This is a genomic window from Sphingomonas trueperi (assembly GCF_040545665.1).
GTDB lineage: Bacteria > Pseudomonadota > Alphaproteobacteria > Sphingomonadales > Sphingomonadaceae > Sphingomonas > Sphingomonas trueperi_B.
Genome location: NZ_JBEPMH010000001.1, coordinates 157516 through 183539, shown reverse-complemented (window position 1 = coordinate 183539; position 26024 = coordinate 157516). Strand labels below are relative to the sequence as shown.

18 protein-coding genes are annotated in these 26024 nt (G+C 66.9%); 13 read left to right on the top strand and 5 right to left on the bottom strand.

Features of this window, described 5'->3' with window-relative positions:
• The first annotated feature begins 35 nt into the window (after positions 1–35).
• The 6 genes from ABIC65_RS00825 (at position 36) to ABIC65_RS00800 (ending at position 6086) form a co-directional block, all read left to right on the top strand.
• Positions 36–2810 carry a bifunctional diguanylate cyclase/phosphodiesterase gene (locus ABIC65_RS00825; RefSeq protein ID WP_354306314.1) on the top strand — a complete coding sequence of 925 codons (2775 nt, stop codon included), beginning with the start codon at positions 36–38 and terminating at the stop codon, positions 2808–2810.
• Complete coding sequence (locus ABIC65_RS00820) at positions 2735–2986, top strand: SDR family oxidoreductase (RefSeq protein ID WP_354307748.1); 252 nt, start codon at positions 2735–2737, stop codon at positions 2984–2986. Before ABIC65_RS00825 ends, ABIC65_RS00820 begins: the two co-directional genes overlap by 76 nt.
• A 92-nt stretch (positions 2987–3078) precedes the next feature.
• Positions 3079–3543, top strand: a complete 465-nt coding sequence (locus ABIC65_RS00815; RefSeq protein ID WP_354306313.1) for a nuclear transport factor 2 family protein — start codon at positions 3079–3081, stop codon at positions 3541–3543.
• A 184-nt stretch (positions 3544–3727) separates the two neighbouring features.
• On the top strand, positions 3728–4057 hold the full coding sequence (locus ABIC65_RS00810; protein ID WP_354306312.1) for a hypothetical protein: 330 nt from the start codon (positions 3728–3730) through the stop codon (positions 4055–4057).
• 36 nt (positions 4058–4093) lie between these two features.
• Positions 4094–4909 (top strand): alpha/beta fold hydrolase, encoded by an 816-nt coding sequence (locus tag ABIC65_RS00805; protein WP_354306311.1) that lies wholly within the window; start codon positions 4094–4096, stop codon positions 4907–4909.
• 7 nt (positions 4910–4916) lie between these two features.
• On the top strand, positions 4917–6086 hold the full coding sequence (locus tag ABIC65_RS00800) for a sensor histidine kinase (protein WP_354306310.1): 1170 nt from the start codon (positions 4917–4919) through the stop codon (positions 6084–6086).
• Positions 6087–6114: 28 nt separating this feature from the next.
• Here the strand turns inward: ABIC65_RS00800 and ABIC65_RS00795 are convergent, their stop codons facing one another.
• The 5 genes from ABIC65_RS00795 to ABIC65_RS00775 all read right to left on the bottom strand — a co-directional run bounded on the left by ABIC65_RS00795 (position 6115) and on the right by ABIC65_RS00775 (position 15175).
• Positions 6115–7248: a hybrid sensor histidine kinase/response regulator gene (locus tag ABIC65_RS00795; RefSeq protein ID WP_354306309.1), complete on the bottom strand. Its 1134-nt coding sequence runs from the start codon at positions 7246–7248 to the stop codon at positions 6115–6117.
• A gap of 5 nt (positions 7249–7253) precedes the next feature.
• Positions 7254–7811, bottom strand: coding sequence for a chemotaxis protein CheB (locus tag ABIC65_RS00790; protein ID WP_354306308.1), 558 nt, complete (start codon positions 7809–7811; stop codon positions 7254–7256).
• Positions 7808–8647 (bottom strand): CheR family methyltransferase, encoded by an 840-nt coding sequence (locus tag ABIC65_RS00785; RefSeq protein ID WP_354306307.1) that lies wholly within the window; start codon positions 8645–8647, stop codon positions 7808–7810. The genes ABIC65_RS00790 and ABIC65_RS00785 overlap by 4 nt, the downstream gene beginning before the upstream one ends.
• Positions 8644–12078: a response regulator gene (locus ABIC65_RS00780; RefSeq protein WP_354306306.1), complete on the bottom strand. Its 3435-nt coding sequence runs from the start codon at positions 12076–12078 to the stop codon at positions 8644–8646. The genes ABIC65_RS00785 and ABIC65_RS00780 overlap by 4 nt, the downstream gene beginning before the upstream one ends.
• A 109-nt stretch (positions 12079–12187) precedes the next feature.
• Positions 12188–15175 (bottom strand): TonB-dependent receptor, encoded by a 2988-nt coding sequence (locus ABIC65_RS00775; protein WP_354306305.1) that lies wholly within the window; start codon positions 15173–15175, stop codon positions 12188–12190.
• Between the two features lie 283 nt (positions 15176–15458).
• Between ABIC65_RS00775 and ABIC65_RS00770 the strand changes: the two genes are divergently transcribed.
• The 7 genes from ABIC65_RS00770 to ABIC65_RS00740 all read left to right on the top strand — a co-directional run bounded on the left by ABIC65_RS00770 (position 15459) and on the right by ABIC65_RS00740 (position 25861).
• On the top strand, positions 15459–16850 hold the full coding sequence (locus ABIC65_RS00770) for a 3-keto-disaccharide hydrolase (RefSeq protein ID WP_354306304.1): 1392 nt from the start codon (positions 15459–15461) through the stop codon (positions 16848–16850).
• 58 nt (positions 16851–16908) lie between these two features.
• The gene (locus ABIC65_RS00765; protein ID WP_354306303.1) at positions 16909–18222 is read left to right on the top strand and encodes a Gfo/Idh/MocA family protein; all 1314 of its coding nucleotides are present in this window, start codon (positions 16909–16911) and stop codon (positions 18220–18222) included.
• A gap of 22 nt (positions 18223–18244) precedes the next feature.
• Positions 18245–19057, top strand: a complete 813-nt coding sequence (locus tag ABIC65_RS00760) for an FAD:protein FMN transferase (RefSeq protein ID WP_354306302.1) — start codon at positions 18245–18247, stop codon at positions 19055–19057.
• Complete coding sequence (locus ABIC65_RS00755; protein WP_354306301.1) at positions 19054–20316, top strand: Gfo/Idh/MocA family protein; 1263 nt, start codon at positions 19054–19056, stop codon at positions 20314–20316. The genes ABIC65_RS00760 and ABIC65_RS00755 overlap by 4 nt, the downstream gene beginning before the upstream one ends.
• A gap of 23 nt (positions 20317–20339) precedes the next feature.
• A complete protein-coding gene (locus ABIC65_RS00750) occupies positions 20340–21521 on the top strand; it encodes a Gfo/Idh/MocA family protein (protein ID WP_354306300.1) in 1182 nt (393 codons plus the stop codon).
• A gap of 378 nt (positions 21522–21899) precedes the next feature.
• Positions 21900–22997 carry a hypothetical protein gene (locus ABIC65_RS00745; RefSeq protein WP_354306299.1) on the top strand — a complete coding sequence of 366 codons (1098 nt, stop codon included), beginning with the start codon at positions 21900–21902 and terminating at the stop codon, positions 22995–22997.
• 137 nt (positions 22998–23134) lie between these two features.
• A complete protein-coding gene (locus tag ABIC65_RS00740) occupies positions 23135–25861 on the top strand; it encodes a TonB-dependent receptor (protein WP_354306298.1) in 2727 nt (908 codons plus the stop codon).
• Positions 25862–26024: the final 163 nt, after the last annotated feature.

Here is a 26024-nt window from a genome sequence, read left to right as displayed (position 1 = left end):
CTTGACGATAGGGCTAAGCGACGACCGAAGAGGTTATGATGTTCGCGATAGCCTATTGTATTTCCGAGAAACATGATCTGCGGCTCGTCGGGCTGGCGGGAGCAATGTGCCTGCTGACGGCGGTCACGGCAGTGCTGATGCTGCGCCAATGCGCCAACGCGCCGCGCCACGGGGCGATCTGGAAGGTTGCGGGCGCGCTGGCGACAGCCTTCGGCATCTGGGCCACGCATTTCATAGCGATGCTCGGCTATGATCCGGGCTTTCTGTTTGGCTTCGACGTTGGGCTGTCCGCGGTATCGCTATTGCTGGTCGCCGGCGCGATCCTGACCGCGTTTCAACTGGCGACGCGCCGGAGCACGAATGTAACCCTCGTCGCCGCTGGTCTGGTGGCGATCCTGGGCATCGGCCTGATGCACTATGTCGGCATGGCAGCTATCGACATGCCCGCACGCATAAGATGGCATCCTGGCTATGTCGCGCTGTCGATCCTTTGCGGTGCGGTGCTGTTCGTGCCCGGGCTGATCCTCGCCGTGCGGCGCACCACCGCCTGGGCCGGCGCGACAGCCGCGCTGCTGATGACGCTGGCGGTGGTCAGCCTGCATTTCACCGGCATGACCGCGATCCAGCTGATCCCCTGGGCACGCGAGGGAACGGGCGCGAATCTCTCGCCGCGATCGATGTCGATCCTGCTCTCGGTAATCACCGTGCTGCTGCTGGCGGTGTGCCTGTGCAGCGCGCTGATCGCCCGCCGCACCCGCGCGGCGATCGCGGCCAGCGAGCGCCAGTTCAGCATCCTCGCCAAGGGCATTTCCGATTGCGCGCTGTACATGCTCGATGCGCAGGGACGGGTCGCCAATTGGAATACCGGCGCGGCCCGTCTCAAGGGCTATGCCGAGGCGGAGGTCATCGGCAGCCACCTGTCGCGTTTCTACACCCCGGAAGATCGAGCGAGGGGCGCGGCAGATGCGGCGCTCGCGACGGCCGCCGCCGAGGGCAAGATCTCCGGCGAGGGCTGGCGGCTGCGCAAGGACGGATCGCGCTTCTGGGCGCATGTCACGATCGAGCGCATGCTGGACGAAGACGGTCGGCTACTGGGGTTCGCGAAGATCACCCGGGACATGACGCAGGCAAAACTCGACCGCGACAGCGTCGCCGAGGCACAGCGCCACCGCGATGCCGCGCTGGAGCATATGCATCAGGGCCTTTGCCTGTTCGATGCAGAGGAACGCCTGATTCTCCGCAACGATCGCTTCCTGAAGCTGTGGCATCTCGGCCCCGATGCATGTCCGCCGGGGTCCAGCCTCACCGAGGTCACGCGCCAAGCCCTGGAGGCGCGGGTGGGAGGACCTGTCACGGCGGCACGCGTGGCGGAAGGGCGGAGCCGCATTCTCGCTGCGCTGGAGGACGGCGGCGATCCGCGGATTGTCGCCGAATATGACGCCGATTTCGTGCTTTCGATCGACAGCCGCAGGCTGCCGGACGGCGGCTGGGTCACCACCTTCGAGGATATCAGCGCCCGGCGGCAGTCGGAGGCGCGGATCGCGCACATGGCGCTTCACGACGCGCTGACCGGGCTGCCCAACCGCGTTCAGCTCTACAGCTGGCTCGATGTGGAGATTGCCCGAGCTGCCGAGGGCAGCGTGCGGCTGGCGGTCGCCGCAATCGATCTGGACAGGTTCAAGGAAATCAACGACTCGCTGGGCCACGCCGAAGGCGACCGGGTCCTTGTGGAGATCGGCAGGGCGCTTCAGGCCGCCCTGCAGGGCCAGGAAATCGCCGCGCGGGTGGGAGGCGACGAGTTCGTGGTGGCCAAACGCTATGACAACCCGGCAGAGTTAGAGGGCTTCGTGGCTCGGCTGGAGGGCTGCCTGTTCAGCGGGTTCGCCGCGCACGGCTCGATGGCGGTCGGCGCGAGCCTGGGCGTTGCAGTGTTCCCGAGCGACGCCGGGGATCGCGAGACGCTGCTGAACAATGCCGATCTCGCCATGTACCGCGCCAAAGGCGATTTCGCCGAGCGGATCTGCTATTACGAGCCCGGTATGGATGAGCAGGCCCGGCACCGCCGGGTGATCGCCAATGATCTCCGCTTTGCAGCCGCCCGCGGCGAACTGCGGCTGTTGTATCAGCCGCAGCGGTCGCTCCAGTCGAACGCGCTGGTCGGCTTTGAAGCGCTGCTCCGCTGGGCACACCCGAAGCTTGGCGGAATCCCGCCAATGGAATTCATCCCGATTGCCGAAGAAACCGGGGAAATCATCCGTCTCGGCGAATGGGTTCTGCGCACGGCCTGCAGCGAAGCTGCGGCATGGCCAGACCCGCACAAGGTGGCCGTCAACCTGTCGCCGGTCCAGCTGCTAAAGCCCGATCTGCCTGAGATGGTGACGGCAATTCTGGTCGAGACCGGCCTTGCACCGACACGGCTCGAACTGGAGATCACCGAAACCGCGCTGATCGCGGACAAGGCCCGCGCGCTCCACAGCCTACGCCGGATAAAGGCGCTGGGCGTGCGAGTGGCAATGGACGATTTCGGCACGGGCTATTCGTCGCTCGACACGCTCCACGCCTTCCCGTTCGACAAGATCAAGATCGACAAGTCGTTCCTTGCCGATTCCGAACGCAGCGAACAGGCACGCGCGATTATCCGCGCCATTCTGGCGCTGGGCCGCAGCCTGTCCATACCGGTGCTGGCAGAGGGTCTTGAGACCGATGCCCAGCGCGATCTGCTGCTACGCGAGGGCTGTGCCGAGGCGCAGGGCTATCTGTTCGGGCGTCCAGCGGCTGTCGAGTTGGAAGCGAGCCGGGGCGCGTGCTGACCAAGCTTCTCGAAGAAGCAAGCGACAACCAATTGAACGATCTCGCCGCAGCTACCGCCATCGGCAGGTTGGGCGAGCCCGGTGAAGTCGCTGACCTAGTCGCCTATCTGGCACGTCCGCATGCAGGCTATATCACCGGGGCAAACTTGCGTGTGCACGGCGGTACCTCCGTGTAACTGCGCCCGCGGGTTATCTCGTAGAGCAGCGAGCGCCTCCGATCGCAGTGACAGGCGCCGGGATTATCATAAGCCAAGAGCGAGCTCATTCCATGCTAAGCACCTCCGACCACATCAGAAATCTCGTTTCGACATATGTTCGCAATGTCGATGCTCGAAACCATCAGGCGCAAATCGCCTTGTTTACCGAGGATGCGCCAGTGCGCGTACTGGCACGGTCGGGCGAAGATGAAGTGCTCCGTCACGGGCCCGTCATCGGCGGCAAGGCCTTCGCTGAAGCCTCCGCAGCGTTGCGCCGCCCGATACCCGCCTCGCGAACCACCCGTCATTGCACTGTCGATCACCTGATCGAGATCACCGACCGGTCAGCCACGCTGCATGCGCAATTTCTCCTCCTGCACACCGACGCGGCTGGTTCCGCCAGTTCAGTCGTCAGCGTCGCCGGAACCGGGATCTATCGTTTCTCCTTCCGAAAGGACGGCGACCGGTGGCGCATTGCCGGGCTCGACATCGTCGTCGATGCGCCGGGAGGTGGAGAACAATCCACCGCGCCGTGATCTGCGGCCGAGGTCATTCTGGGGTCGATCGCCGCTTCAGGATTGCGCGAACTGTTCGGGGGCGCGCCGGGCGGCACCGAAAGCCGGTCATGTCTGAAACTGACAAAAGACGGCGTTTAGCGCCAATTCCCTGGCATGTGCGTCTGCTAGAGCGCGGCATGGCATCGCCAAGAATCTCCACCCCATGGTCACCTCGGCCAGCCACTTGTTTCGCGCGGTCGGCATCCGCCACACGAACCCCGCCTGGCGCCAGCAGATCCTGGCGATGGGCGAACCGTTCCGCAGCAACGCGGCCGACCGGTGCGTGTACGGCGAAACCAAAAGTCGGCCGGCAAGGGCGACACGCGCCATCGCCAAGGCAGCCGGGTGGCGCCTGCAACGCGATGCCCGTCATCAGGTCGTCGCCTGCACCGGCGACCGCTGCCGCCAAGGCGCGATTGTGATGCCGACCCACCCTATCGTGCTAGCCGCCGCCCCCCGATCGGGGCGGGTGCTTCTCGACAATCGAGGCTAGCCTGCAGGGGCGGGCCGGGAGTTAGCCATAATGCCAATGCTGAATCTGCGTGATGGGACGCGCCTCTATTACAAGGATTGGGGCCGGGGCGAACCGGTGGTGTTTGCGCATGGCTGGCCGCTCAACAGCGACATGTGGGAAAACCAGATGATGTTCCTGGCCACGCATGGCTATCGCGTTATCGCGCATGACCGTCGCGGCTTCGGTCGATCGGATCAGCCGTGGGAGGGCTACAACCACAACAGCTTCGCCGACGATCTGGCGGAGTTGCTCGACCATCTCGATCTGCGCAATGTCACGCTCGTCGGCTATGCGATGGGTGGCGGCGAGGTGACGCGCTATGTCGGTCGCCACGGCTCCACCCGCGTGGCGCGCGTCGTACTGATCGGCTCGACGACACCCAAGCTCGGTCAGAGCGAGGATTACCCGCACGGCGTGCCGCAGGTAGTGTTCGACAATGTTCGCGGCGGTCTGATGGAAGATCGCGCGGAATTCCTGCGCGGCTTCGCGCGCCTGTTCTTCTCGACCGGAGCGGACGGGGACGAGGTTTCCGAAGGCCGGCTGGCGCATGTCCATCAGATGGCGCTGCAGGGCTCCTTGAAGGCAGCCCATGATGCGGTCACCGCCTGCGCGGAGACCGATTATCGCGACGACATCGGTCGTTTCGACGTGCCGGTGCTGGTGATCCACGGCGAGCGCGATGCGTTTGTCCCCTTCGACGCAACGGCGCGCCAGGCAGCAGAGCTGTTCCCCAACGCCACGCTCAAGGTCTACGCCGACGCACCGCACGGCATCCTGTTCACGCACAAGGATCAGCTGAACCAGGATCTGCTGCAGTTCATCGCGCACTGAACGATCGATGGCAGGTGGTTTGGAGAAAACGCAGCGCGCAGTGGACGCGATGGGGCTGGCGCTGGGCAAGTTCGACGTCAGCGCCGCTACGACGCTGCTGGATGCGCTGCGGGAGGATGGGCTTGCCGGGGTCCGTCGCGACGATCTGCTCCGGCGGCTACTTACCCAGATACGGCTCGTCGCGGTCAATTGCCGCGCGGGCAAGCTGCTCGGCGTCGAGGAAGGCGCCCTGCCGATCGCCGCTCGAGAACTTTGGCCCTTTCCCGAGGCGAGCCAGCTGGCGGAGTCGCTGGATGCGCTCCGCAGTCCCGAGGCATGCTTCCGCACCCAGCTCGCGCTCAAGACCCCTGGCGGCGCCATCCATGTTCTTTACACCAGCTGGCGTGAGCCCGCGGACGGCGCAGATCATATCACCTTCGGACTGCTCGACGTGAGCGACCGCGTTGCCGCGGAGCAGGCGTTGCAAGAGCAGCGCGCACAGATGGCACATGCCGACCGCCTGTCGACGCTGGGCGTGATGACCGCCACGATCGCTCATGAGGTTCGCCAGCCGCTCAGCGTCATCCTTGCCTCCGCCCAGGCAGCGCTCCGCTGGCTGCGCAGGCCCGAACCGGACCTGCCGCAGATCGAGCAATGTCTCGATATGATCGTGCTCGGCGGCGCCAAAGCCGAGGAGACGGTCGCGCGGCTGCGCCAGCTGGCCGCCAGCCGCTCCGAAACGCGCGGTCGCTGTACCCTGGGATCGGTGGTCGAGGAAACCGTCGACTTCCTCCGGCCGGAACTCGCCGCCCGCCAGGCGACGATCACGCTCGATATCGAAAGCAGGCTGCCGCCGGTCCGCGCCGATGGCGTGCAATTGCGGCAGGTGCTGATGAACCTGCTGCTCAACGCGGCGCAAGCGATGGCAGACGCGCAATGCTGGAACCGGGCGCTGAAGGTGCGGGCGCGGGCGGTTGGCGCCCACGTCCAGATCGACGTGGAGGACAGCGGGCCGGGCATCGCCGAGGCCGACCGCGACAGGCTGTTCGAGGGCTTTTACACGACCAAGGCGAGCGGGCTGGGCCTGGGTCTCAAGATCTGCCGCCAGATCGTCGAGGATCATGGCGGCACGATCGACCACCTCCCCCGCCCAAGCGGGGGTTCGATCTTTCGGATCCGCCTGCCAGCAGAGGAATGACGGCTAGCGCCCCCGGCACTGCGATCCGTCAGATGATGCGCGGCAGCTCCACGCGGAAGGTGGAGCCCTGCCCCACCACGCTTTCCTTCAGCACGATCGTTCCGCCGTGCAGCGTCACCAGTTGCCGAACAAGCGCCAGCCCGATGCCCAGCCCGTCCGCTTGCTCACCGTTTCGGTCCACCTGTGCGAACAAATCGAACACCTGCCCCTGCATTTCCGGCGAGATGCCGAGCCCGGTATCGGCGATCTCGATGGCTACCCGATCCGCTTCCTCCCACACACGCAGATCAATCGCGCCGCCCTCTGGCGTATATTTCGCCGCGTTGGAGAGCAGGTTGCTCACGACCTGCGCGATGCGGGCCTGGTCGGCTTGCAGCCATAGCGGCGCCTGGGGAAGGTCGAACGTCAGGCGATGGCCCCGCGCGTCGATCTGCGGACGACTCAGTTCCACCGCCAAATCCACCGCCTCCGTGAGGTCGATGCGCTCGATGCGCAGCACGATCTTGCCCTGATCGATCCGGGCGACGTCGAGCAGATCTTCGATCAGCCGGGTCATGTGACCGACCTGCCGCTCCATCCGTTCGCGCACCTGTTCGCCCGCTTCTCCGTCGGGCCGGCGCTTGAGCAGGTGCAGCCCGGCGCCAAACGCCATGATCGGGTTCCGCAGCTCATGACCCACCATCCCGAGAAACGCGTTCTTGCGCCGGTCGGCGAGCTGCAGGCTCTGGGTGAGCCGCGCGAGTTCGTCGCGCTGGGCGATGATCTGGCGGCGCTGCTCGTAGAGATCAAAGAAGACGTTGCTCTTCGAGCGCAGGATGCCCGCGTCGATCGGCTTCTGGAGAAAGTCGACCGCGCCCGCCTCATAGCCGCGAAAGCGGCGCTGCGCGTCGGCGCTGCCCGCCGTCAGGAAGATGATCGGCACGTGGCGGGTGCGCTCGTTGCCGCGCAGGAATTCGGCGAGCTCGAAGCCGTCCATGCCCGGCATCTGCACGTCGAGCAGCGCCAGCGCGACGTCGTGGACGAGCAGCAGCTCGAGCGCCTCGTCGCCCGAGCGCGCCTTGAGGCATTCCAGGCCGTCGCGCCGCAGAAGCGCTTCCAGCGCCAGCAGGTTCTCGTCGAGATCGTCGACGAGCAGGAACTTCACCGGTTGGGGGGCGGACATGTGGCTCAGGCCAATCGCAAGAGGTGGGGCGCGATCGCATCGATCGCGAGACGGGTTGCGGCGGGGTTCGCGGCGAGGCCCGCGGCAGGCATGGTCGGTACGCGCGCGGTCGCCGGATCCTCGACGATCGCGGTACCGCCGGTGCGGGCGACGGCGCGCAGGCCATCGGCGCCGTCCTGGTTGGCGCCGGTGAGCAGCACCGCAATCAGCCGGCTGCGCAGCGCATCGGCGGCGCTTTCGACCAGCAGGTCGATCGAGGGACGGCTGTGGTTGACCGGATCGTCGGCGGAAAGCGCCATGCTGCCGTCGGGCTCGACGAGCAGATGGTAATTGGCCGGGGCGAAATAGATGGTGCCGGGCTCGGGGACCTGCTTGTCCTCGGCCTCGCACACCTGCATCGCGCAGCGCGATTCAAACAGCGCCGCCAGGCCGTGGTCGTGATCGGGGGGCACATGGACGACGATCAGCACCGGCCGCGGGAAGTCCGCGGGCAGCGCCGGCAGCAGGGTGAGCAGCGCCTGGACGCCCCCCGCCGAGGCGCCGATCACGACCATGCCGCTCATCGCTCGCGCCGCTGGTAGATCTTCTCCTCGCGGACGAAGTCAGCGAAACCGGTGGCGTGGTCGGAAAAGCGCAGGCTCTCCTTGCGGCCGAGGCCGAGGAAACCGCGGCGCACCAGCGACTCCTCGAACAGCCCGACCGCGCGTTCCTGCAGCGCGCGATCGAAATAGATCAGCACGTTGCGGCACGAGATCAGGTGCATCTCGGCGAACACGGAGTCAGTAGCCAGGCTGTGGTCGGAGAAGACGACATTGGCGCGCAGGCTGCTGTCGAAGATCGCGCGGTCGTAATCGGCGACATAATAGTCGGAGAGCGAGGTGCGTGCGCCCGATTTCTGATGGTTCTCGGTGAACTTGCGGATCTGGTCGAGCGGATAGACCCCCGCCTCCGCTGCCTTGAGCGCCTTGGGGTTGATGTCGGTGGCGTAGAAGATCGTGCGCTGCTCCAGCCCTTCCTCGCGGAACAGCATGGCGAGCGAATAGACTTCCTCGCCGTTGCTGCACCCCGCGATCCACACCTTGAGCGAGGGATAGGTGCGCAGGTGCGGGATCACCTTCTCGCGCAACGCCCGGAAATAGCTGGGGTCGCGGAACATCTCGCTCACCTGGACGGTGAGATAGTTGAGCAGCTTGGCCAGCATGTCCGGATCGTGCAGCAGCCGGTCCTGCAACGCCGAGAAGCTGTTCATCCCCAGCCGCCCGCGCGCCTGAATCAGCCGCCGCTTGATCGAGGCGCGGGCATAGTGCCGGAAGTCGTAATGGTAGCGGCGGTACAGCGCCTCGAGCAGCAGCTCGATCTCGATATCGTCGATATCGAGTTCCGAAGTTTCGTCGTTCATCGCGGCATCCAAACGCGGACGAGCGACAAGAGTTTATCCACGTCGATCGGCTTCGCCATATAGTCGCTGGCGCCCGCCTCGATGCAGCGCTCCTGATCGTCGGGCATCGCCTTGGCGGTGAGCATGATGATCGGCAGCCTGGCCCAGCGCGGGTCCTGACGGATCGCGCGGGTGGCGGTGAGGCCGTCCATCACAGGCATCATCACGTCCATCAGCGCGAGATCGATCCCCTGATGGGGATCGGTCGCTGCCTCGGCGAGTGCGTCGAGCGCTTCCTGCCCGTTGCGGGCGATGCGGACGAGCACGCCGCGCGGCTCCAGCACGCTGGTCAGCGAATAGACGTTGCGCACATCGTCCTCGACGATCAGCACGCGCCGCCCTTCCAGCACCGCATCGCGGCGGCGGGCGGCCTGGATCATCTCCTGCTGCTCGCTGGGCAGTTCGGACACGACTTGGTGGAGGAACAGCGAGACCTCGTCGAGCAGCCGCTCGGGCGACTTGGCCCCCTTGATGATGATCGAGCTCGAATAACGCCGCAGCTTCTGCTCGTCGTCCGCGCTCAGGTCGTGGCCGGTATAGACGATCACCGGCGGGAAGCTGTGCGATCCGTCCTCCTGGCTCAACGTCTCGAGCAGCGAATAGCCCGAGGCGTCGGGGAGCGACAGATCGAGCACCATGCAGTCGAAGGTCTGGCTGCGCAGCATTTGCAGGCACTCGGCAGCGGTGCGGACGCCGACCGTCTCGACATCGTCCTTCTGCAGCAGCTGGGCCACCGCGTCGCGCTGGACGTCGTCGTCCTCGACGATCAGCACGCGACGGACGTGGCTGGCCGTGCGCGCCTGCAGGTTCTGCAGCACCTCGGCCAGCAGCTCGCGCTTGATCGGCTTGATGTGATAGCCGACCGCGCCGAGCGACAGCGCCGTCTGGCTCTGGTCCGCGGCCGAGATCACGTGGATAGGGATGTGGCGGGTGCTGTCTTCCTGCTTGAGCTGGTCGAGCACGATCAGCCCGGACTGGTCGGGCAGCCCGAGATCGAGCACCACCGCGCTCGGCCGATAGGTGCGGGCGAGCTGCAGCGCCTCGTCGGCGGTGCTGGCGACCAGGCACTGGAAGCCGAGCTCGCGCGACAGATCGCAGACGATCGAGGCGAAGACGGGATCGTCCTCGATCACCAGCAGGTGGCGCCCGCCGGGCATCAGGCGATCACGGTCGTCCTCCAGCACCCAATCGGCCGCGGCGGCGGCGCGGCGCGGCGGAGCCGGCAAAGGCTCGGCCACCGATTTGGCCGGAGCGGCCGGCGCCGCGGGGAGCGCGCGCGGGGCAACCGCCTCGGCGTCGTAGCTGAGCGGCAGCGTCAGCGTGAAGGTGCTGCCCTCGCCTGCCCGGCTCTCCAGCGTGATGCCGCCGCCGAGCAGCCGCGCCAGCTCGCGCGAGATCGACAGGCCGAGCCCGGTGCCGCCATAGCGGCGGTTGATCGTGCCGTCGGCCTGGTGGAAGGCCTCGAAGATCATCTTCTGCTGCTCGGGCGAAATGCCGATGCCGGTATCGCGCACCGCGAAGGCGATCCGGTCGCCCACAGCGTGCACCTGCAGCTGCACCGAACCCTTCTCGGTGAACTTGAGCGCGTTCGACAGCAGGTTCTTGAGCACCTGCTCCAGGCGCATCCGGTCGGTCTCGATGCCCTTGGGCGCACTCTCGTCGAACAGGATCTCCAGCGCGAGCCCGCGCTGCTCCGCTACCGGCTGGAACACTTGGCGGAGATCGGTGCCGAGCCGCGCCAGGCTCACCGGCTCGGGGCGGATATCGACATGGCCGGCCTCGATCTTCGACAGGTCGAGAATGTCGTTGATCAGCGTGAGCAGATCGTTGCCCGAGGATTCGATCGTGCGCGCGAACTTCACCTGCTCGGCGGTGAGCGTGGCGGGGCCGTTGTCGCCGAGCAGCTTGGCGAGGATCAGCAGCGAATTGAGCGGGGTGCGCAGCTCGTGGCTCATGTTCGCGAGGAAATCGCTCTTGTACTGGCTCGCCTGCTCCAGCTCGCGCGTCTTGACGAGCAGCGCGGCGCTGCCGCGTTCGAGCTCGTCGCGCTGGTTCTCCAGCGCCTGGGCCTGTTCCTCGAGCTGGCTGTTGGTCTGCTCCAGCTCGACCTGCTGCTGCTCCAGCATCGCCTGCGATTCGCGCAGCGCCCGGCCCTGTTCCTCCAGCTCCTCGTTGTTGACCTGGAGCTCTTCGCTCTGGGTCTGGAGCTCGGCGGCCTGGCGCTGGGTTTCCTCCAGTGCGTCCTGCAGCTGTGCGCGGAAGCGGGCGGAGCGGAGCGCCACGCCGATCACCGGCGACGCCCGTTCGAGCAGCTCCACCATCATTGGGTCGGTCGGGTAGAAGAAGCCGAGCTCCAGCACCGCATTGACGATCTCGTCGGCCTTGGCGGGGACGATCATCAGGTGGCGCGGCTTGTCGCTGCCGAAGGCCGAGCCGATCTCCAGATAATGATCGGGCACGTCGTCGAGCAGGATCGGCTTGCCCTCGGCGGCGACGCGACCGAGCAGCCCCTCGCGCAGGCCGAATGCCTCGGGCACATCGGCATCGCCGGGCACGCCCAGCGTGGCGACGCGGCGGAATACCCCGGCCTCGCCCTTGAACAGCGCGCCCGCCTGGAAGTCGAGCTTGTCCGCCAGATAGCCGAGCACCGCCTCGGCGATCTCTTCCACCGATCGGTCGCCGCGCACCGCCGCCGAAATGCCGAGCAGCCCGTTCTGCAGCCATTCCTCCTTGGCGCGCGCCTGCAGGTTGCGGCGGACCAGCACGAAGATCAGCAGCGTCAACGCCGCGCCGATCAGGCTGGAGACGAGCCCGCTGGCGATCGCCGCCTGCGAGGCGGCCGCCATGTCGTCGAGCCGCTCCTGACGGAGGCGCCCTTCCTCCCGTGCCATGGCCGCCAGCTGCGCACGGATCGCATCCATGTTGTTCTTGCCGCGATCGGTCTCGACGATGGCGAGTGCCTCCGCGAGGCCCTGCTTGCGGCGGACGTCGATCGTCTCGCGCAGTTCGGCGAGCTTGGCGCCGACCTGGCGCCGCAGCTGCACGATGTTGCTCTGCTGCACGTCATTGTCGCTGACCAGGTTCTGGAGATGGTCCAGGCGGCCATCGAGCGTCTCGGTCGCCTTGGTGTAAGGCTCGAGATAACCTTGGCCGCCCGTCAGCAGGAAACCGCGCTGGCCGGTCTCGGCATCCTGGACGGTGGACAGCAGCTCGTCGAGCGCGATCAGCACCGTGTGGCTGTGCCGGATCGCCGCATCGCTTTCGCCGAGGGCGATCACATTGCGATAGGCGACCGCGCCGCTGATCAGGAAGAAGGCCAGGCCTAGGACCAGCCCGACGGTCGTCCAGACGGAACGGCCGCCGGAGTCGCGCAACAAATTCCGACGCTTCATGCACTCGATCCCAGAAAAGGCCCCGGGATCCGCATACCGCGCTGCGATAGGAGAGCAATAGTCCTGACGGACAGGATGGGACAGGCGAGGCGCCTGCCCCATCAGCAGCTTAGAACACGAAGTTCACCGCGAGTGCGTAGGTCCGGCCGAAATAGGCGGTGTAGAGCGGGTCCTTGCGAACCGTGTCCACCGTCAGCCGGTTGGTTTCGTTGGTGATGTTCTGCACCTCGGCGATCAGCTTGATATGCTCGCTGAGATTGTACGAGGCCGAGGCATCGACGAAGATCGAGCGGGCATTGGCGGTCGAGTCCGCGTCGACCGATCCGCTCGGCACCGCCGTCAGGAACGACGAGCGGTAGTTGACCGTCGAGCGGATGCTGAACTTGCTGTCTTCATAGTAAAGCGTGCCGCTCGCCGTCTCCGGCGACAGGCCGACCAGCGGCGCGGTGCGTGAGAGCGTCGGCGAGATGATGTAGTTGATGTTCGAGCGCACGCGGGTGAAATTGCCCAGCGCGCCGAAATTCTTGAGCACGCCCGGCAGGAAGGTGAAGGGCAGCTGCACGTTCACTTCGAAGCCGCGCAGCGGACCGCCGGGCGTGTTGTTGCTGCGCTGGACGGTGAACTGGTCGCTCGGACGCAGCTGGGTGCCGTTGAGCAGCGACAGCGGCAGGCCGATATCCTGGAAGGCCAAGCTCTGGCTGGTCGTCTGGATATAGGTCTCGATGTTCTTGTGGAAATAGGCGACCGACAGCAGCGATCCAGGGCGGAAATACCATTCGAGCGCGGCGTCGAAGGTGTTGGCGCGGATCGGATCGAGGAACGGGTTGCTGAACGACGCGGTCTGGATCACCAGGTTCGCCGAACCCGCCGGGATCAGCTGGCCATAGGCAGGCCGCGACATCACCCGCGCCGCCGAAGCGCGCGCGATCAGGCTGGGGGTGATGTCGAGCGCAAGGTTCATCGACGGCAGCCAGTCCTCGTAGGAGCGGCTGACGTTGGAGATGACGAAGCGCGACGGGTAGAGCGATCCCGCCGGCGACGCGGTGGTGATCGGGCCATAGGTGTCGAGGCTGGTCCGGACGTAGCGCACGCCGGCATCACCGCGCAGCGCGAAGGGCAGCACGTTCGACGTGTCGAACTTGGCCATCAGATAGCCCGAGGCGTATTTCTCGTCGACGCCGCCATAGGTGCCCTTGGCGCATTCGACGCTGCAATAGACATAGTTGTCGAGCCCGGTGACCTGGCGGAACTTGTCCGGATCGATCGAGACGAAGTCCTGCAGGTTGCCGCCGAGATTCTTGCCGATGCCGGTGGTGACGAAGCTGAAATTGGCGATCGCCGCACCCGCCGGCAGCGCCAGCGGGGTGTTGGTGGCAAGCTGGCGTTCGCGCGCGGTGTATTTGTTGGTGCGGTACTGGCCGCCCGCCTGGATCGTGAAGCCGGGCGTCACCATCCAGTCGGCGTTGAGCTCGAAGGTCTTGCTGGTGATCGTGTTGCGGCGGATGAAGTTGGAGAGCTGGCCACGCTGGTCGCCATTGGCGAGCGGCGGGCCGTACTGGAACAGCGCGGGGTTGGTCGTGTCGATGCCGTAGCCGATCTTCGGGATGTTCGGATTGTCGCGGAAATCGATCGACCAGTTGCGCGTATCGTTGGAGTCGATCGCCACCTGCAGGCGGTTCACGTCGAGCTGCGACTGGTTGATCCCGGCCAGGCCGAACAGCCGGAAATGGTCCGAGAAGCGATGGTCGAAGTTGAGGTTCGCCTGCTTGTATTCGGAGGTGAAGCGCTCGTCCTGCATTTCCGAGCGCAGGTCGACGCCATCGAACAGGCCGTGGATCAGCGAGCCGTTGCTGTCGACTTCGATCTCGCGGACCGAGGTGAGCGGCTGACCGTTGTTCGAGATGGCGCGGCCGAACGAACGCGCGTCCATCATCGTGTCGAGCCGCTTGACCTTGAAGCGCGAATAGAGGCCGTCGAGCGAGATGTCGGTATTGTCGTCGGGCTTCCACTGGAAGGTCAGCGAGCCGGCAAGGCGCTCCTGGTTCTGGCTGCTCTTCACCGGGCGCGGCAGGCGCGGCAGATACACGCCGCCGCCGGGCTTTCCGTTCACCCCGGTGCGGCTCATGATATAGTCATAGGCGGCCTGGTTGCCGGTGCGCGGATTGTTGGTGCTGCAGTTGTTCGCATCCGCGCCGATCGAGGCGCCGCTCGGCTGGGTGTAGCCGATGGTGGGGCTGTTCACCGGCGCGCCCTTGTAGATGTAGCCGACGGGGGTGCAGAACGGAAAGATCACGCCCGCATTGGCAGAGCCGGCAGGCTGCGCCAGACCATAGACGGTGGTTGGCACGACGTCCGCGGCCGAATAGGCATATTCGTCGATGTGGCGCTTCGAATAGGCGATGCTGCCGAGCACGCCGAAGCTGTCGCCAAACTTCTTGGAGACCAGCGCGGAGAGGCGCGGATCGACGTCCTTGCGGATATCGTTGTAGATGCCGCGCGCGGTGGCGGAGAGGACGAAATCCTTCTTCTGGTCGAACGGCTTGGGCGCGCGCAGGTCGACCGTCGCGCCCAGCGAGCCCTCCTCGACATCGGCCGAGGTCGTCTTGCGCACGGAAAGCGACGAGAAGATCTCGGTCGGGAAGGTCACGAAGTCGAACGAGCGGCCGGTCGCGACGCCGCCGCGGATGTCGCTGCCGCTGACCTGCGACACGCCTTCCATGCCGTTGATCCGCACCCGGGTGAACTGCGCGCCGAGACCGCGGACCGAGATGTTGCGGCCTTCGCCGCCGTCGCCGCGGGAAAGCGCCACGCCGGGGATGCGCTGCATCGACTCGGCGAGGTTCGAATCCGGAAACTTGCCGATATCTTCCGCAACGATGCTGTCGACCGCGGCGGTTTCGGAGCGCTTGAGGTTGAGCGCGCTGTTGAGCGAGGCGCGGAAGCCGGTGACGACGATTTCGTTGTTCTGTGTGTCGTCCGCCTGCGCCGGCGCGGGTTGTTCCTGCGCGGTCTGTGCGGCGGCGGAAGTTGCGATCAGCGCGGCGAGTGCGCTGCACGATGCGAACAAGGCGCGTTTGTGGCCACGAACGGTGTCCATATCCCCTCTCCCATTTCGCGCGCACCTGTGTCTAAGCTTTTTGGTGCGCGGGTGGTGTCGCCCCCATCTTCGGGTGTACGACCTGCAACAATGCGTAACAGGCGATGCCGTGTCTGGCAACTGTGCCTGACCAATTTGCCAGATAGCGTTGTCAGGCCTTTGTCGTGCCAGACAAGGCACTTGCAAGTGGCCCGACCACGTTTTACGCCTAGTCCATCAAGAGCTTTTCGCCGCAACCCTTTGGGAAGCGGACGGGGCCACTTCATGGATGAGGGGAGAGACTGTGGTTCGCACACTCGCACTGTTGGCCTTTGCCGTCCTGCCGGCAAGCACGCTTCCCCTCAATGCGGCGCCACCCGCCGGCACCGCGCCCGCCGCTGCCCCCTGGCGCGACCTCATGCCCCGGGCGGACCTCTCCGGCTGGCACCGCACCGGCGGCAACGCGACCTACGAAGTGGTGGGCGACGAGCTGGTCGGCCGCGCGGTGATCGGCAAGGGCAATAGCTGGCTGGTCTCGGACCAGCTCTATGGCGACTTCATCGTCGAGTTCGATGCGAAGACCGATCCGTCGCTCAATTCGGGGATGATGATCCGCGGCCAGAGCCGGCCCGACTATCGGAACGGCGTGGTGTTCGGCTACCAGGCGGAGATCGACCCCTCGCCGCGCGCGTGGAGCGCGGGCATCTATGACGAGCAGCGCCGCCAGTGGCTGTTCACGCTCGGCCGCAACGAGGCGGCGCGCAAGGCCTTCAAGCCCGGCGACTGGAACCACTACCGCGTCGAGGCGATCGGCAACCGCATCCGCACCTTCCTCAACGGCGTGCCCGCCGCCGATATCGTCGACGATAGCGATGCGCGCGGCTTCCTCGCCTTCCAGGTCCATGCGCTGCCCGACGCGGTGGCAGCCAAGGGCCCCGAGGTGCGCTTCAAGGGCCTGCGCATCCTTACCGACTCCCCTGCCCGCTATGCGCTGCCCGAGACCAAGGTCGAGCAACAGGGCTGGCAGTCCAACCAACTGACCGCCGCCGAGCGCCGCGCCGGCTGGACGCTGCTATGGGACGGCCGCACGTCGAAGGGGTGGCGATCGGCCAAGGGCGGCGGCTTTCCGGCCAAGGGCTGGAGCATCGCCGACGGCATCCTGACGGTCGACAAGAATGGCGGCGGCGGCGACATCGCCACGGCGGCCAACTACCGCAATTTCGAGCTCTCGGTCGATTTCCGGCTGAGCGAGGGCGCCAATAGCGGCATCAAATACCTGTTGCCGCCGCTGCAGAATGGCGGCGTGTCGAACGTAGGCTTCGAATATCAGCTGCTCGACGATGCGCGGCATCCCGACGCCAAGATGGGCCGCGACGGCAACCGCACGCTGGCCTCGCTCTACGACCTGATCCCGGCGCGCAACCTTTCCGACCCATCGAGCCCCGGCAAGCGCGGCAACCCGCCGGGCGAATGGAACCGCGCGACGATCCTGGTCCGCGGGACCCATGTCGAGCATTGGCTGAACGGCTTCAAGGTCGTCGAATATGAGCGCGGCTCGGATGCGCTCAAGGCGGCGATCGCCGAGAGCAAGTTCGCCAAGATCGCCGGCTTCGGCACTACCGCCGAGGGCGCGATCCTGTTGCAGGATCATGGCGACCGCGTCGATTTCCGCTCGATCAAGCTCCGCCGTTTCTGAGGAACGCTCGCTCCATCGTTGCAATCACGACTATAAAGAACCGAGGGGAAGCACTGCCATGTTCGACCGTCGAACGATGATGAAGGGCGCCGCCGCTACCGGCGCACTGGCGATCAGCGCGAGCAGCTATGCGCGCATCCTGGGGGCGAACGACCGTATCCGCGTCGGCATCGTCGGCGTCAACGGCCGCGGCCAGGCGCATATGAGCGCCTTCACCAAGCAGCCCAACGTCCAGGTCACCCATTTCGCCGACGTCGATTCGACGGTGCTCGCCAAGCGCGCCGGCGAGTTCGCCCAGCGCTACGGCAGCAAGGTGGAAACGACCGGCGACTATCGCCGGCTGCTCGACACCAAGGCGGTGGACGTGATCACCGTCGCGACGCCGGACCATTGGCACGCCAAGGTCGCGATCGACGCGATGAACGCGGGCCGCAACGTCTATATCGAAAAGCCGATCGGCATCGCCCCAGCCGAAGGCGAGGCGCTGATCGCCGCGCAGAAGCGCACCGGCCGCGTGCTCCAGGTCGGCAACCAGCAGCGCTCGGCGGTGGAGACGCGTCAGCTGCTCGAGCTGATCCGCGCCGGCGAACTGGGCGACGTGTACGAGGCGCAGACCTGGTATGCGAACAACCGCAAGTCGATCGGCAAGGGCCAGATCGTGCCGCCGCCCGCCAATCTGGACTGGAACATGTGGCAGGGACCGCGACCGCGCGGGCCGTACCGCTCCAACCTCGTCCACTATAACTGGCACTGGTTCTGGAAGTACGGCACCGGCGAGATCTGCAACAATGCGATGCACGAACTCGACGTCGCGCGCTGGCTGATGGGCGTCGCCTATCCGAACACGGTCACCGCGCGCGGCGCCCGCCGCTTCTACCAGGGCGACGACTGGGAGATGTACGATTCGCTCGCGCTGACGCTCGGCTATGACGGCGGGCGCACGATCCGCTGGGACGGCGAAAGCTGCAACGGCAAGCTCCGCTACGGCCGCGGCCGCGGCACGCTGCTGCTCGGCACCAAGGGTTCGGCGGTGGTCGATCGCAACGGCTTCGAGCTGTACGATCTCGGCGGCAAGAAGCTGCGCGAGGTGAAGGCGCCGGCGGAATCGGAGACGACCGGCACCGTCGGCGAAGGCGCGCTGGACGTCTACCATGCCGCCAACTTCCTCGGCGTGGTCCGCGGCACCGAGACGGCGCTGCACTCGCCGATCCAGGAAGGGCATATCAGCACCACGCTCTGCCATCTCGGCAACATGGCCTATCGCACCAGCGGCGCGATCACCGTCGACGCCGCCACCGGCAAGCCCAAGGAAGCCGCCGCGCGGAAGCTCTGGGCGGTCGACTATGAGCCCGGCTGGGAAGTGCGCGGCTGAGATGACGGGGATGGAGGCGAGCGTGGCGCGGTTCGCCGCCATGGGTACGCGGGTCGAGCTGCACCTGTTCGGCTGCGACGACCCCGCCGCACTCGCCGCTGCCAAGGCCGCGATCCTCTCGGTGGAGGATGCGCTGACGATCCATCGCCCCTCGCCCGCCACTACGCTCAACGACGCGCTCTCCAGCGGCGGAAGCGCGGTGGTGGAGGACCGGCTGTTGTTCGGCGCGCTGGTCCAGGTGGATGCGCTTTGGCGCGAGACCGGCGGGCTGTTCGATCCCAGCCTCGGTAGCTGGTCCTCGCTCACGATCGATCGTGCCAGCCGCCGGGTTTCGACCGATCGCCCGCTGACCTTCGACTTCGGTGGCTTCGGCAAGGGCCATGCGCTCGACCATGCCGTCACCGCGCTTCGGGCGATGGGCGTGACCTCCGCCCTGCTCTCCGCCGGCGAAAGCTCGATCGCAGTGCTCGGCCCGCACCCGCTCGGCGGCGGCTGGCCGCTCGCCGTGCCGCACCCCGAGGACGAGGGTGCCTGGCTGGTCGAACTGGAGCTGCAGGACGCATCGCTGTCGATCTCGTCCACCATCGGTGCGGGCGCCGCCAAGCCGGGCCGCGCCGCGATGATCCGCCCGACCGATGGGGCGATCGTCACCACCCCCGCCACCGCCATCGCGGCCGCCGCGACCGGCGCCGAGGCCGAGGCGCTGAGCACCGCGCTGCTCGTCGCTGGCCTCGCCGCCCGCGATCGGCTGCGCGCCGTAGCTCCCGAACACCGCTTCCTCTTTCCCCATGCCGCGCCCGTCGGCGCCGAGCGAGCACTGGAACCTACCGCATGACCGACGACGATTTCGCGCTTTCCCGCCGCACCTTTCTCGACCGGGTGCTGCTCGCCTCCGCCGGCGTGGGGATGAGCGCCGCCGCGCCCTGGGCAGCCCGCGCCGCCGAGGACATCGCCAAGGGCCCGCGCGTCCGCATCGGCGTCGTCGGCACCGGCGATCGCGGCCGCACGTTGATCCAGAACCTCAACAAGACGCGCAACTGCACCGTCGCCGCGCTTTGCGACACTTTCGAGCCGCACATGACCAAGGCGCGCGCCTATGTGCCGGCGAACACGCCGATCTTCACCGATCACCGCAAGATGCTCGAAGCCAAGCAGATCGATGCGGTGGTGATCGCCACCCCGCTCGATCTCCATGCCCGCCACACGATGGACGCGCTGGACGCGGGCTATCCGGTGTTCTGCGAAAAGGCGATGGCACGGACGATCGCCGATTGCGGCGCGATGGTCACCCGCGCCCGCGCACGCGGCAAGATCCTCCAGATCGGCCATCAGCGGCTGTTCAACCCGACTTATCTCAACGCGCTCAAGCGCGCCCAGGCGGGCGAGATCGGCCCGATCACCCAGATCCGCGCCAGCTGGCACCGCAACCGCAGCTGGCGCCGCCAGATCCCGCCCGGCGGCACCGAGCGCGAGATCAACTGGCGGCTCTATCGCGATCGCTCGGCCGGGCTGATGACCGAGCTGGCGACGCACCAGCTCCAGGTCGCCAACTGGTTCATGGGCGGGCTGCCCACCCGCGTGATGGGCTCCGGCAGCATCTGCTTCTGGAAGGACGGCCGCGACGTCTACGATCAGGTCGCCTTGATTTACGATTACTCGGATGGTCGGAAGGTGATCTACACCTCGATGCTCAACAATGCCCGCTATGGCTGCGAGGAGCAGATCCAGGGCAGCAAGGGCACGATCGAGCCCGAGCTAGGCCGGATCTATCAGGAGGTCCAGCCCGGCGCGGTCCCCGCCCTCGCCCGCATGCGCGCCGACGTGCAGGCCGGCCGCAAGAACACCGTGCCGATCGGCGGCGCCACCTGGTTCCCCGAACTCCCCGTCACCACCCCCGGCGATTCGCTCGGCTGGGGCGAATATGACGAGACGATGCTCCAGTTCGAGGGCTTCGGAGAAGCGGTGCGCAGCGGCAGGGAAGTGCCCGGCCTGCTCGCCCAGGCGTACCATGCCAGCGTAGCCTCGCTGCTCGGCGAGCAGGCGATCGATCAGGGCAAGGCGCTCGCCTGGCCGACCGACCTCGTCACCTTCTGACCTTCTCCCCAAGGGACACCATCATGGACATGATCGACCGCCGCCTGCTCCTCGCCAGCGCCGGCCTTATCGGCGCCGGGCTCGCCGGCACGGCCCGCGCCCAATCGACCGCGCAGGGCAACGGCGTCTCCGCCAATGCCGCGCCGACCGGGCCGGACCCAAGTGCCAAGGACCGCATCCGCTTCGCCGTGATCGGGCTCGACCATTCGCACATCTATGCGATGACCGACGCGCTGATCCGCGGCGGCGGCACGCTGGTGGCGGTGCATGCGGGCGACCCCAAGCAGCTGATCCCCTTCCGCGCCCGCTACGGCGACGTGAAGGTGGCGCGCAGCGAGGCCGAGATCCTCGACGACAGGAGCGTGCAGGTGGTCGCCAGCGCCTCGATCCCCAATCTCCGTGCGCCGCTGGGCGTGCGGGTGATGCTCGCTGGCAAGGACTTCCTGTCGGACAAGCCGGGCATCACCAGCCTCGCCCAGCTCGCCGAGGTGCGCCGCACGATCGCCGAGACCAGGCGCAAGTTCGCGATCATGTATTCGGAACGGCTCGAGGTGCGCGCGGCGGTGAAGGCGGGCGAGCTGGTCCATGCCGGCGCGATCGGCCGCGTGGTGCAGACGATCAACATCGCCCCGCACCGGGTGAGCGCGCCCAGCCGCCCCGAATGGTTCTGGGACGTCGCCAATTATGGCGGCATCCTCACCGATATCGGCAGCCACCAGGCCGACCAGTTCGTCTTCTACACCGGCTCCACCGAGGCCCACGTCGTCGCCTCGCAGACCGGCAATTTCGCCACGCCGAACCACCCGAAGTTCCAGGATTTCGGCGACATGATGCTGACCGGCAATGGCGGCACCGGCTATGTCCGCGTCGACTGGTACACGCCCGACGGCCTGCCGACCTGGGGCGACGGCCGCGTCTTCATCCTCGGCACCGAGGGCTATATCGAGCTGCGCAAGTATGTCGACATCCAGGGGCGGCCGGGCGGCAACCACCTGTTCATCGCCGACCGCAAGGGCACCCGCTATATCGACTGCAACGACGTGCCGCTGCCGTTCGGGCCGCAGTTCGTCACCGACGTGGTCCAGCGCACCGAGGTCGCGCAGAACCAGGCGCAGGCACTGCTCGCCGCCGAGCTGGTGCTGACCGCGCAGGACAAGGCGCGGACGCTCGCGGGCGGCCGGCGGCCGCCGGTGCAGGGCGGCTGACGAAGGCCGGTAAACGGGCAAGGTCTGCTCCGGAGCGGACCTTCCCGGCTGCCCCCCTGGCCTATCCGCCCTGCCCCTAAAATGCTGCGCCGGCGCCGCTTTCGCATAGCGGCGGTATGTCTCTGGCGCGCACCGACGCGCCGAGGTCCGGCGCGCGTCTGCGGACCGTGCCGCGACCGCTCCGTTCCGGACCAGCTTCCCGATGTTCAACCACCGCGCGCTAGGCGATGACGTGGGTGAACATAGCGGGAACCAGGACAAGTTCCGCGCTGCCGATGCCGGCCCTCGTTCGATCGAGCCGGCGGAGCATGCGCGGAGGCGGTCTGGCAAGGGATGGGTGCGATGCCGACTTCCGGACGCGGTACCTTCGAACATGCCATGCCGGTCTTGCCGGCGCCGGTACGCGTCGCGAGCCCGGGGGTCCCGCACGCCGGATCGCCGCCGCCGGGTTCGGCGCCAACCATCGACCGGGATGCCGGCAGCGACGCCCTGACGGCCCATGCGGCAATCGTGTCGCGCGCCGAGGCCCTGCTGTCGGCCTCTGCCGGCGCGGGTTACCGCGAAGCCCCGCTGCTCGGCGGCGCGCAGGTCGGCACCACCGATTCCCCGGACAGCGTTCGCTCCGGTGTCCTGTTCGCCCCGATCCTCGTCGCCGACGCGCTGCTCGACATGGATCTCGACGCGCGGCATCCGGAGATCGAAGCCACGGTGCAGCGCATCGTCCGCCACCGGCAATCAATCGACCGATCGCGCCCCGCCGGGGCCGACCGCTATTATGATCTCTCGGGCGACGTGGAGGAACTCGCGCAGATCCTGCTCCTGTTCGTGCGGCTCAGCCGGCGGGACCTGATCGCCGCGCATTGCGCGCCGCCGCTCGCGGTGCTGCTCGCCTATGCCGAGGCCGACGGCGTGCTGCCCACCTGGGTCCTGCCCAACAACGCCGCGCCCGATGCGGTGGAGACGGTCGCCAGCCTCGTCTATGCGCTCGCCCGCTGGGACGCGCGGCGGTTCCTCGGCATGATCGTCGCGGGCGCCCGCTGGGTCGCGGATCGCCAGCAGCCGGACGGCAGCTGGGCGGCGGCGGCGGGCGCCGATCCCCTGTACGGCACCTGGCTGGCGCTGCGCCTGCTCGGTGCGGTGATGCCCAACCACCCCGCGGTTACGCGCGGCGCCAGCTTCCTGCACGCGAACCGCCAGGCTGGGCGCGGCTGGGGAGTCGATGGCGACAATCCGCTCGCCACCGCGCTGGCCGTGCTCGCGCTGCAGGCAACGCGGACCGAGCTCCCGCAGGCATTGCCGAGCGAAGCGCGCGCCGTCCTCCTGCCCGGTGCCATGGGTTGGCCGGCCCGGCCGCTGCTGCGCTTCGCCCGCACGGCCGCGGGTCTGCCGGTCCTGGTCGATCACGGCAGCAGCACGGTGACGACGCTGTTCGCCCTCAAGGCCAGTGAGGCGCTGGAGACCGGTCGCGCTCACTGAACCGCCGCCAAGGTACTTGCTTGAAAGGAGAAACACCCCCGTCGAAACCCCGAGGCGACGTTCACCGAAATTTATGGCTCTTTCGCCAAACCAAGCAGCCAAACCAAAGCAAAAGCTTGGAAAGGAGAGGAGCCGATATGTCGAAATGGGCATTGTTGCTGTCCGCGGGCGTGCTCGCCCTGGCCGCGCCGGCGGCGGCGCAGGATCTGCGCGGGTCCGCCGCCAACACCCCTGTCGAGGCCGACAAGGACTCGCCCAATTCAGCGGACATCGTCGTCACCGCCACCCGGCGTTCGGAGCGGCTGTCCAACGTGCCGATCGCGGTATCCGCCTTCGGCCAGGCGGCGCTGCAGAATTCGGGCGCGACCGACATCCGGCAGATGACCCAGATCGCCCCGTCGCTGCTCGTCTCCTCCACCGGCTCGGAAGCCAATGCCTCGGCCCGCGTGCGCGGCATCGGTACGGTCGGCGACAATCCCGGCCTCGAAAGCTCGGTCGCGGTGTTCATCGACGGCATCTATCGCAGTCGCACCGGTTCGGGCCTGAACGACATGGGTGAGATCGAGCGGATCGAGGTGCTGCGCGGGCCGCAGGGCACGCTGTCCGGCCGCAATTCCTCCGCGGGCGCGATCAGCATCTACACCAAGGTGCCCGAGTTCAAGTTCGGCGGGTTCGCCGAGGCGACCTATGGCAATTTCGACGCCGTCCGCCTCTCCGGCGCGCTGACGGGCCCGCTGGTCAAGGACGTGGTCGCCTTCCGCCTCGACGGCGTCTATTCGAAGCGCGACGGCTATCTGCACGACGTCGTCAACAACACCGACTATAACGACCGCAACCGCTATTTCGTCCGCGGCCAGCTGCTGTTCACGGTCAATCCCGATCTCGGCATCCGCCTGATCGCCGACTATACCCATCGCAACGAGAAGTGCTGCGGCGCCGTCTATATGGACACGCGCGAGAAGCTGGACCCCACGCCCGGGAAGCCCGGCGACTTCGCGATCAACCCGGCGGGCAACCGCATCACCGCGATCCTACGCAGCCTGGGCGGCGTGCTGCCGAGCGAGGGCAATCCCTATAACCGCCAGATCGCGCTCACGCCCGGCCGCGCCTATGCCAACCTCACCACCGACTACGGCCTATCGGCGCGCGTCCGCTGGAATCTCGGCGCGACGCAGCTGACCTCGCTCACCGCCTATCGCGAGTACAAGTCGGCCGGCGCCGGCGACATCGATTACGGCAATGTCGACATCGCCTATCGCGCCAATGACGGCAATGCCTATCGCCAGTTCCACACCTTCAGCCACGAAAGCCGCTTCTCCGGCACCATCCTGGGCGACAAGCTCGACTGGCTGGTCGGCGGCTATTACGCGCATGAGAAGCTGCGCGTGGCGGACAATCTCCGCTTCGGCACCCAATATGGCGCCTTCGCCGCCTGCCGCATGGTGGCGACGATCAACCCCGCCGCAGCGCTGCGCGACCCCAGCCGCCCCGGCTGCCTCAGCACCCCCGGCCGCGCGGTGCTCACCCCCGCGGTGGGCCCGCAGATCATCGGCGGCATCGATCGGCTGAGCACGCTCAACGATCTCGGCTCGACGCTCGACCTCTATGACCAGACGAGCCAGAACTGGGCCTTCTTCACCCACAATATCTACAAGCTGACCAAGACGCTGAGCTTCACCCTCGGCGCGCGCTACACCCACGAGAGCAAGTCGCTGAAGGCGTCGTTCGCCAACAACAACACTGTCTGCCCGGCGCAGCAGGCGGCGATGGCGCCTTTGCTCACCAGCACCAACGCGACGCTCCAGTCGCTGGCGGGCGGCATCGTCACGCTGACCTGCACCGGCAACTCGACCTCGGCGCTGACCGGCGTGCCCTTTGCGGACAAGTTCAAGGAAGGCCAGCTGACCGGCACCGCGGTGCTCTCGTGGAAGCCGACGGAGAGCACGCTCTTCTATGCCTCCTATGCGCGCGGCTACAAGGCGGGCGGCTACAATCTCGATCGCTCGGACCTGTCGACGACGGTATTCGCCACCCCGCGCCAATCGGCCGTGACCAATCTACGCTTCGATCCGGAAACGGTGAACGCCTTCGAGATCGGCGCCAAGTACAGCGCTCGGCACATCACCGCGAACATGGCGCTGTACCGCTCGGAGTTCACCAACTTCCAGCTCAACACCTTCAACGGCACCAGCTACATCGTCCAGAATATCGGCGGCTGCAGCACCGCGCTGAACGGCGCGGACCGGGACAACAGCACGGCAACGGGCGCCTGCACCGGCAGCGTCGGCAAGGGCGTGGTGACCCAGGGCGTCGAGCTCGAGCTCGGCTTCTACCCGACGTCCAACTTCACGGTGAACCTGGGCTACACGCTGGCCGATGCCAAGTACCAGCACGACCTGGTCGGGTCCAAGGCGGGCGAGCCGCTCAATGCCGCGCTGTTCCTGCTCCCCGGCAGCCAGATGTCCAACGCCCCGCGCAACACGGTGACCAGCGCGGTGACCTGGACGCCGCCGATCGGCACCAACGGCATGACCGGACTGCTCTATGTCGATGGGCGCATGACCAGCGACTACAACACCGGCTCCGATCTGTTCGTCGAGAAGCTCCAGGACGGCTTCGTGACGATGAACGCCCGCATCGGCGTGCGTGGGCCCGACGAGAAATGGGCGGTGGAGCTGTGGGCGCAGAACCTGCTCGACACCAACTATCAGCAGGTCGCGTTCAACCTGCCCTTCCAGGGTGCGGGCAGCCGCTCGCAGGTCCAGGCCTTCGGTGCGCCGAGCTTCGCCGTAGGCAATGCGATGTTCGGCTCGTTCCTCGCCGAGCCGCGCACCTATGGCTTGACGGTCCGCACGCGGTTCTGAGGAGATAAGGCCGAAAATCAACGCGTTTCCTCCCCCGCCAGGGGGAGGTGGCGCCGAAGGCGACAGAGGGGGAGGATGCCAGAACCTCACCGTCGTGCTTGCTCCCCCTCCGACCCGCTGCGCGGACCACCTCCCCCCGCGGGGGAGGATATACTTGCCTCTG